The sequence below is a fragment of the Pseudomonas sp. FG98 genome (assembly GCF_057808595.1).
In genome coordinates, this window is record NZ_JBMDIJ010000023.1 from 68574 (window position 1) to 78188 (window position 9615).

Consider the following 9615-nt stretch of genomic DNA (forward strand, 5'->3'; position numbering starts at 1 on the left):
CCGGCCTCAGACCCTTTCCAGCATCAACCCGGAAATCCGCTTGACCCTGCGCTCCACCGCCTCTTCCAGCACGCCCTTGCGTGGTTCGAGCAGGCTGAACCAGTCCTTGGCCCGGGTGATTCCGGTGTAGATCAGCTCCTTGGTCAGCACCGGGTTCAGCGCGTCCGGCAGCACCAGCGCGGTGTGGGCGAACTCCGAGCCCTGGGACTTGTGCACGGTCATGGCGTACACGGTTTCCACTTCGCTGAGGCGGCTGGGCAGGACGAAACGCACACCGCCCCGCCCGTCGTTGCGCGGGAAGGCGACCCGCAGCGGGGCGCTTTCGGAGTGTTCATCCGGTACTCGCAAGGCGATGCCGATATCACCGTTCATCAGGTTCAGGCCGTAGTCGTTGCGGGTAACCAGCACCGGCCGGCCCTCGTACCAGGGCTGGTCACCTTCGATCAGCCCGGCAGCGGTCAGCACCCGGCCAACCCGCTGGTTCAGCCCTTCTACGCCCCAGGGGCCCTTGCGCACGGCACAGAGCAACTGGAAACGCTCGAACGCCTTGAGCACATCCAGCGCCCAGTCGCTCCAGCACGGATCATCCTGCGCGCGATCGGCGCCGGGACGGCCCTGGCGAATGGCGTGAAGATAATTGCGGTAGCCCTGCGGGCCCTCGGCCCCCTGCGCCAAGCCGTCCAGCACCAGCCGGTCGAATTTTCGGTTGTGTTCGCCGTGTACATCGAAGGCGAAGACGTCGGTATAGCCGCCCTTCACCAGCAAGTCACGCGCCTCACGGGCTTGCTGGCGATTGACCAGCCGTGCCAGTTGGCCGATCCCGCTGCCCTCGCCGAAGCGCCGCGAGCGCCGCAACATCACCACCTGCTGCGCCAGTGGATGACGTTCGTCATCACCGCTCTCCAGACCGCTGGCCGCCAGCGACTCGCCACTGACCTGCTCCAGCCAGGCACGGGTTTGCGGGCTGTAGCGGCCTTCCTCGGCATCCCGGCACAGGTCGCCAAGCACCGCGCCGGCCTCCACCGAAGCCAGTTGGTCCTTGTCGCCGAGCAGGATCAGGCGGGCATTGTCCGGCATAGCGGCGAGCAGGTTGGCCATCATCTCGAGGTCGATCATCGAGGCTTCGTCCACCACCAGCACATCCAGCGGCAGCGGATTGCCCGCGTGATGGCGGAAGTGTCGCGAGTTGGGCCGACTGCCCAGCAAGCGGTGCACGGTGGAAACATCGCAGGGAATCTGCTCACGGACTTCGGCGCTGACCGTCAGCCGCTCGACCTGCTGGCCAATGGACTCGGTCAGACGCGCGGCCGCCTTGCCGGTGGGCGCCGCCAGGCGGATGCGCAGGGGCCTGCCCGCCTCCACCGCCGGCGCCTGCAACAGGGCCAGCAAGCGCACTACCGTGGTGGTTTTGCCGGTACCAGGGCCGCCGGTGATGATGCTGAAGGCGCTGCGGGTGGCCAGCGCGCAGGCGAGTTTCTGCCAGTCGATTTGGCCGGGCTCGGCGCTTTCGAGGAACAGGTTGTCGAGGCGCGCACGCAGGTCGACCGGGGTTGCCTCACCCTGGGAGAGGCGCTGGCGCAGGGCACTGTCGATCTGTCGTTCATAGGTCCAGTAACGGCGCAGGTAGAGTCGGCCATCGCAGAGCACCAGCGGCCGAGCCACCTGCTCCGGGGCATCACCATCCGCCACCAGGACACTGGCCTGGAGCCGTTGCAGCCAGGTCTCGTCGGTCAGCCGTTCCAGGAGTTGCGAGGGCAGCAGCAAGGGCCCGGCAAGGGCATCGCCTTCCGGCGGCAGGGACAGGGCGAAGTCCGGCTCGGCCAGGGTCTTGTGTACGTCGAGGCAGACATGACCGTGGCCCAATTGATGACTCGCCAGTGCGGCGGCCAGCAGTACCAGTGAGTCGCCATGGGGGTCACGATCGCGCAGGAAACCGACGAAAGCGCGATCAAGCGCACGCAACCAGCCACGCTCGACCCAGCGATCGAGCAAGGCCAGCAGATCATCGCTGTCGGTCAGCGGCGCCAGGGTGGCGAGATGCTCGGCATCCAGCGGTGTCGGCAACAGGTCGTCGAAGGTACGGGTCATGGGACGTCTCCAAACAGGTCCTGCTGTACCGCCTGCGGCGCACCACGGAACAGCGCATCGAGTTGTTCGATCAGGGTGCGCGGCGGCTTGACGAAGTACACGCCCTGGCTCGCCGAGTAGGCGCCGCGCAGGAAGATATAGACCGCCCCGCCGACGTGCCGGTCGTAGTCGTAGTCCGGCAGGCGGGCACGCAGTTGCCGATGCAGGGCGAGCAGGTAAAGGACGTATTGCAGGTCGTAGCGGTGCTCGAGAATCGCCGCTTCCATGGTCGCATCGCTGTAGGCCAGGTCGTCGGGGCCCAGCCAGTTGGATTTGTAGTCGGCCACGTAGTAGCGCCCGTCGTGCTCGAAGGCAAGGTCGATGAAGCCCTTGAACATGCCATTGAGCAAGGCCGCCTGGGCCGCCGGTCGCGAAGCCCCGTGGTGGGTATGTTGGGCGACCAGGCGGTCCAGACGCTGCACATCGACGCGGTGGCTGGCGAACCAGAACTCCATCTCGATCTGGTACTGCGCGAGCTCCCCGAGTGCCACCGGGTTGCTGTCGTTGCCCAGCGACAGCGGGGTGTGCAGCAAGTGCTGGAGCCAGTCACCGAGGGTCGTGATCCAGCCCTTCCAGTCACGCCGATTGCAGCGCTGGGCGACCGTTTCGCGCAGTTCCCCGGGTGCCGCGGCGACACGTTCGAAGCCCTGTTGCCCGGCCCATTCCAGCAGGCCATGGAGGAAGGTGCCGGGGTTCGGACCACGGGGAAAGCGATGGATGTCACCGGCCGTGGCCATCACTTCGCGCAGGGCATCCGGATCGGGGCGCTCGTCATCCAGCAGTTGCTGGGCCTGGGGCACGTCGGCGTCGAGTTCGAGGGCGTCCTCGCCGATACGCAGGGCGCTGTAGGAGGCGATCCACCAGTTTTCCGCAGCGCGGCGCTTGGGCTCGCGCACGGCCAGCAGCTCGGCGCTCTGGCGCGGCGGGACGTAGATCTGTTCGTCAGGCTGCGGGGGCGGCAGGCTGCTGATGGCCTTGCAGCCTTGTTGCAGTTCGGCCAGCCAGGTGGCCAAAGCGGCGGAGTCCGCCAGCGGTTGGCCGCCGCCGAGCAGATAGCCGAGCGCGCTGCGATGCAACAGCGACTCCTTGCCGGTACCACGCTTGAGATCGGCGACGCCGAGCCAGCATGCCTGACGGGCGCGGGTCAGGGCGACATAGAACAGGCGCAGGTCTTCGGCCAGGCGCTCGTCATCGGCCATGGCGATCTGTTTGTCGGTCGGGCTCAGCGTCAGGTGCGCGACGCCGTGTTCATCGTGCCAGCCCAGCGGCAGACGCTTGCCGTCCACCGGTTTGGCCGTGCAGATGAAGGGCAGGAATACCAGTTCGTATTCAAGGCCCTTGGACTTGTGGATGGTCACCACCTTGACCAGTTGCTCGTCGCTTTCGAGGCGCAGGATCTGCTCTTCGCCAGCCTGCCCGGAGGCCGCTAGGTGTTCGCCGAGATGACGAATCAGGGCCTGCTCGCCATCCAGTTCGGTGGCAGCCTGCTGCAGCAGTTCGGCCAGGTGCAGCAGGTTGGTCAGTACCCGTTCGCCATCGCTGCGCCCCATCAGCAGGTTGGGCAGTTCGAAATCGTGCAGCAGGTGGCGCAGCATCGGCAGTACGCCCTGGATCCGCCAGATCAGCCGGTATTGGCGGAACTGCATGACGCGGTTTTCCCAGAGCATTTCGTCTTCGTTGAGCCGTGCCAGGGCACGCAGCGGTTGCCCCAGGGTGTTGCTGGCCAGCGCGGCCTTGAGCAGGCGCTCGTTGTCCGGCTCGGCGCAGGCCTTGAGCCAGGCCAGCAGGTCGCGGGCCTCCTGGGCGGCGAACACCGAGTCCTTGTCCGAGAGGTAGACGCTGCGAACACCCCGGGCAGCCAGCTCACCACGCACCAGCTGTGCCTCGCGACCGTCGCGCACGAGGATGGCGATATCCGAGGGCATGCAGCCGCGCACGTCACCATCGACCTGGAGGAAACCGGCGCTGCCCTGCTGGCCGCCATTGAGCAGGTGAACGATCTGGGTCGCACAGCTTGCCGCCATCTGCTGGCGATACTGGGTGTTGGAAAGGGGCGCATCGCTGGCCTGGAGCCAGAGGTTCAATGCCGGCACGGGCTGGCCATCGACAAGCAGATGTTCCTGGTGACCACGGGCCTTGACCGATACGAAGGGGACCGGGTTCTCGCCCTTCGCGTCACGGAACAGGAAGGCACCCCGGCCTTGCTGGCGTTGCTCGGCCTGGGCGAATACATGGTTGACCGCAGTCACCATCGGCTGGGTCGAGCGGAAGTTGGTATCCAGGCTGTGCAAGCGCCCGGTGGTGGCGCGGCGGGCCCCAAGGTAGGTGAAGATATCGGCGCCGCGGAAGGCATAGATTGCCTGCTTGGGGTCGCCGATGAGGAACAGGCCGGTGTCTTGCTGGTTTTCTTCGATGCGGTAGATGCATTCGAAGATGCGGTATTGCACCGGGTCGGTGTCCTGGAATTCGTCGATCAGGGCCACCGGGAACTGCTCGCGAATCAGGCTGGCCAGGCGCTCGCCCGCCGGCCCGGCAAGAGCATGGTCGAGGCGCTGGAGCATATCGTCGAAGCCCATTTCCGCGCGGCGGCGCTTCTCCTGCTCGAAGCGTTGCGAGACCCAGGCGGCAGCGTGTTCGAGCAGGCGTGCATCAGGCGTCGGCAGGGCCTGCAATTGCTCGCGCAGAGCGACCATGGCGTCCAGCGCGGGGTGGCTGGGTGGCTCGGTTTTCCAGGCCGCCGCGACGCCTTCCGGGGTCAGGCGGGTGAAGCCGGTGCCGATGTCCAGGTCCTGCTGCTGTTCATCTGCGGCCCAGGCCTGAAGCTTTTCGAACCATGGCTTGAAGTAACGCTCCTGGATCATGTTGCCTTTGACGACCTTGTCCTCCACGCCTTTGCGGAAGATCGCCAGCAGCTCCTGCGACCACTGCACCCAGGGCGCTTTCAGGCTGCGCAGCGACTCGCCGCGCCGACGCAGGACGTCGTCTATGACCTCCTGCGGTTCCGGGCCTTCCACCTCGCCAGCGTGACGACCAAACAATGCCCGGACGCGCGGCAGAAGGTCGTCCGGACTGTGCCAGTTGTCCCGCACCCAGTTCAGCGCGTCGCCCTGCATGCTGTAGCAGAAGCGCCGCCAGTAATCGCGCATGACCTGGCCAAGCAACTCGCTGTGATCGGTTTCGAGGGTCTGGGTGAACAGGCTGCCGCTGTCGAAGGCATGCTCGCGGAGCATGCGCTGGCACCAGCTGTGGATGGTGGAAACGGCAGCTTCGTCCATCCATTGCGCGGCGACTTCGAGGCGGTTGGCACAGGCTGGCCAGGTGTCCTCGGGATAATCGTCACGAAGTTGGCTGAGCAGCGGATCGGCCTCGGCCAGGTCGCCACGAAAGAAGCGCGCGGCCTCGGCCAGGCGGGTGCGGATACGCTCGCGGAGTTCCTTGGTGGCGGCGTCGGTGAAGGTCACCACGAGTATCTGCGGGGGTAGCAATTCGCGACCGAATCCCTGCTCGCCGCCGTGGCCGAGGACCAGGCGCAGGTAAAGGGCAGAAATGGTGAAGGTCTTGCCGGTGCCGGCGCTGGCTTCGATCAGCTGGCTGCCGTGCAGGGGGAAGGTCAACGCCAGGGGCGGCTGTTTGGGTGTGGCGCTCATGGACGCTCCTCGTCTGCGGCCAGGGTCTGCCAGCGGGCTTCGAACAACGGTTTGTAGAGGCTTTCGCACCAGCCTTCGAATTCTTCGCTTTCGGTCAGGGCTGCGAAGTCACTGAACTGACGGAGCAGGGCCACGCTTTCACTGCGTTCTCCATCACGTTGGCCATCACCGTCATAGGCTTTCGCGGCGTCGGCGAGGGCCTTTTCCGGGTCTTTGCCGGCCAGCCAGGCGAAGGCGGTCTTGATCGCGACCGGCAAGGGTGCATTCATCCCCGCCTGGCGGGAGACCAGCAGGTTACCGAGCACCTCGCTGGCCTGGTCCTGTTCGAGCGGGGCCAGCATCAGGGTGATATCGGTGGCGACGATCGCGCTGTGCAATCTGTGACCAACGGCGCAGGCGGCGAGATGCATGACCCAGGTGGCGGTCAGCCGGTGCCATTTCAGCGAGCGACCGCTGCTGATGCTGTTGGGCAAGGTAGTGATGCTCAGCAGCTCACCGTCGGCACGCTGCTGGACCCGACCAAGCCAGCCTTCGAGCTTGAGCGGGCCGGACTCGAAGCGGATCGGCAGGGCGCTGTCGATGCGGGTCGGCCATTGCCGCAGCAGTTGTCGATGGCGTTGCAGCAGGTCCGGTAGCGGTTCGATCAGTTCGTCGCGCAGTCGGTCACCGAAGCCGGCCAAGGGTAGCAATCCACTTCCTTGCAGGCGCCGGGCCTGGGCTTGCAAGGCTGCATCGCCTTGCTCCGGGTCGAGCAGTGCAGCACCGAGCAGGCTTTCGCTGAGGCTATAGCGTTGCAGGGCATCGAGCACGAAGGGTTCGTCGTCGGCCAGCGGCGCTTCCAGCGACTCGAAAAACACTTTCAGGCGCTGGCTGAAGAAATGTCGGACGGGGTGTCGGAGGAAGTCCTGAAGCAGGGCGAGGGTCAGTGGTTCGTCGCTCTGGTACGGCTCCAGGCGATCGTTGCCGATGCTCTTTTCCTCATCCGGCAGGTGCAGGCTGCGCCATTCCCGGGCATAGCTGAACAGATCGCTGCCGCGGTGGAAGTAGCGGGCGCTGAAGGGTTGCAATGGGTGTTCGGTAGTGAGTTTTTCCAGCAGTTGTTCGCCGGCGTCGTGCTTGCTATCGCTGGCCGCCCCCTTGAGTCGCCAGCCTGCGGCGATGTGGTCGCGTAGCTGGCCGATCAGGACCGAGGCCGGACGATCGCTGTTGTCGCGGATGCTGCGGCCTACCCAGCTGACATACAACTGGGCTCGGGCGGACAGCAGGGCTTCAAGCAGCAGGTAGCGATCATCCTCGCGGCGCGAACGGTCGCCGGGGCGGTAGTCGCTGCCCATCAGGTCGAAGTCCAGGGGCGGCTGGGCGCGGGGATAATCTCCGTCATTCATGCCAAGCAGGCAGACCACCTTGAACGGGATGGCGCGCATCGGCATCAGCGTGCAGAAGTTCACCGAACCGGCGAGGAAGCGCTGGGACAGGCGGCCCTGGTCGAGGCCGGCGAGCCAGGCTTCGCGGACCACGGTGAGCGGCAGCAAATCCTGCAGGTCCACTGCCTCGCAGGTCTGCTGCCACTCGTCGCAGAGGGTTTGCAGCTGCACCAGGAGGTAGTCGTCATGCTCACTTTCGGCGAGGAAGAAGAGTTGCAGCAACGCATTGAGACGCTCGCCCCACAGGGCCGCGCTCGCCGGTTGCGACAGCTCGGCGTGGGCGACCTCAAGAGCGTCGAGCAGAGCGACCAGGGGACCGATCAGGGCGGCGTCGAGCCCGCCGATCTCGTCGTAGGGGACGATGCCGTCGCAACTGTCACCCGCGCCGACCGCATACCCCAGCAACATGCGGCGCAGGCCGAAACGCCAGCTGTTCTGCTCCAGTCGATCCGGCAGGCCAAGGCTGGCGCGTTGTTCGGCATTCAGGCCCCAACGGACGCCCGCACCCTCGATCCAGCGATGCAGGGTCGGCAGATCGCTTTCCTTGATAGCGAAGCGCGCGCGCAGCGCGGGGACGTCGAGCAGGTCGAGGATTTCACTGACCGGGAAGCGACTGTCAGGAAGCTTGAGCAAGTGTTCCAGGGCGATCAGCAGCGGATCGCGGCCACGCTGGCCCTGGTCGGTGAGGGTGAAGGGGATGAAACGCGTGTCGCTGCGCTCGAGCTGGCCGAAGACGGCGCGGATATGTGGTGCATAAGCATTGATGTCCGGGACCATGACGATCACGTCACGGGGGCGCAGTGCCGGGTCGGCGCTGAAACGGGCGAGCAACTGATCGTGAAGGATCTCCACTTCGCGCTGGGCGCTGTGGGCAATGTGGAAGCGTACGGACGGGTCCTTTTTCGGGTCGACGTCTGGCCATAGTTCGCGGGTTTCAGACAAGGGACGCAGTTCCAGGATGTCGTCCTGGAGCTGGCCGAGCAGGTGCTTGGGTTCGTCGTCACTGAACAGGTCAATACGGCCATCGCTGAAGGCGGTGCGGTAGCTGGCCGGGTCGTCATAGCTGTCGAGCAGGTTGATGTAGTCGCGACCTTGCTTGCCCCACGCGGCGAGCAGGGGGTGGGCATGCTGGTGCAGGCTGTCGGCGTCGATCGGCCCGGTCATACCGTGTTTGCGTTGCTGGCGCTTGTATTGGTGACGCAGCAGGTCCTTGTCGGCAACGATATCGGCCCAGTGGTGGCGGCAAGGATTGTGCACGCAGAGCAGTACCTGGCTGAAGCGTGCGAGCCCGGCCAGAGCTTCCAGCGCCTGGGCGGGCAACGAGGAAATACCGAAGACGATCACTCGGGAGGGCAATCCTGCCGGGGCCTGTTCCAGGCTATTGATACGATCGATGAAACGCTGATGAACTCCCGCGCGGCTTTGCGCCATGCCTTCTTCGCCGACGTCGAGCAGTAGCGCGCGCCAGAGCTCGGCTTGCCAGCAGTTGGCCGGGGATAGCGGTTTGGCGTCGCCACGGGCATTGATCACGGAATGGCGGCCAGCGGCCCATTCTTTCAGCCAGTCGGCCCGGTAGACCTGGTATTGGTCGAACAGGTCTGCCAGGCGCTCGGCCAGTTGATAGCGCTTGCGCAGGTCGCTGTCATCAAGAAGGAAGCGTTGCAGGGGCTCGAAGTGGGGCTTGTGGATAAGTTCAGGTAACAGACGCATCAGGCGCCAGGTTAGGGGGGCCTTGTCGAGCAGGGACGTTTCCGGGATCTCTTCGCGCCCCAGGACCTTGCGGTAGAGCTGCCACATGAAACTGCCGGGGAGCTGTACCTCGATGGCAGCAGCGATGCCGCTACCGCCCATGTCGTCCTCTTCTGGATCCTCAGCCAGGGCCAGCTTCAGCCACTGGGCAATCCCGTTGCTCTGCACCAGGACGATCTCGTTTTCCAGCGGTGCCAGGGGATAGCGGCGCATCCAGCTGACTACCAGACTGCGCAGTTCATCCAGGCGGTTGCCGTGAACAACCATGAATCCCGGAAGTAGCGTGCTGGTGTGCGACATGGGGCGTCCCTGGGCAGTCGAGAAAGAAAAGGAACATAGCATGGAGCTGGTTCCCTGGGTCAGGCAGGACGTGGGTCCATTTATTTCGACCCATTAAAGACAAAACCCCTACCTGCATACGCAGATAGGGGTTTCGGAATTGAATCTTGACGATGACCTACTCTCACATGGAGAAGCTCCACACTACCATCGGCGATGCGTCGTTTCACTGCTGAGTTCGGGATGGGATCAGGTGGTTCCAACGCTCTATGGTCGTCAAGAAATTCTGGCTGCCGACTCGTCTTTCGACGCTTCAGCAAATCGGGTATGTGACATTTGTGGTTCGCAGAACTTTCGGTTCTTTCGTCTTCACCACCACAATCTGGCTT

At 64.8% G+C, this 9615-nt stretch carries 3 protein-coding genes and 1 rRNA gene; all 4 read right to left on the reverse strand.

Going from position 1 to position 9615, the window contains the following annotated elements; translation table 11 throughout:
- Positions 1 to 6 precede the first annotated feature (6 nt).
- Positions 7 to 2088, reverse strand: coding sequence for an exodeoxyribonuclease V subunit alpha (gene recD, locus ACODSK_RS16080; protein ID WP_489017468.1), 2082 nt, complete (start codon positions 2086 to 2088; stop codon positions 7 to 9).
- The gene (gene recB / locus ACODSK_RS16085; RefSeq protein ID WP_489017470.1) at positions 2085 to 5774 is read right to left on the reverse strand and encodes an exodeoxyribonuclease V subunit beta; all 3690 of its coding nucleotides are present in this window, start codon (positions 5772 to 5774) and stop codon (positions 2085 to 2087) included. Before recB ends, recD begins: the two co-directional genes overlap by 4 nt.
- Positions 5771 to 9247, reverse strand: a complete 3477-nt coding sequence (gene recC / locus ACODSK_RS16090; protein ID WP_489017472.1) for an exodeoxyribonuclease V subunit gamma — start codon at positions 9245 to 9247, stop codon at positions 5771 to 5773. Before recC ends, recB begins: the two co-directional genes overlap by 4 nt.
- Before the next feature lie 144 nt (positions 9248 to 9391).
- Positions 9392 to 9507: ribosomal RNA gene (gene rrf / locus ACODSK_RS16095) — 5S ribosomal RNA — on the reverse strand.
- Positions 9508 to 9615 lie beyond the last annotated feature (108 nt).

Bases quoted from the DNA above. Each gene is read 5' to 3' on its own strand.
- recB (WP_489017470.1), bottom strand. From the start codon at position 5,774: ATGAGCGCCACACCCAAACAGCCGCCCCTGGCGTTGACCTTCCCCCTG.
- recC (WP_489017472.1), bottom strand. From the start codon at position 9,247: ATGTCGCACACCAGCACGCTACTTCCGGGATTCATGGTTGTTCACGGC.
- recD (WP_489017468.1), bottom strand. From the start codon at position 2,088: ATGACCCGTACCTTCGACGACCTGTTGCCGACACCGCTGGATGCCGAG.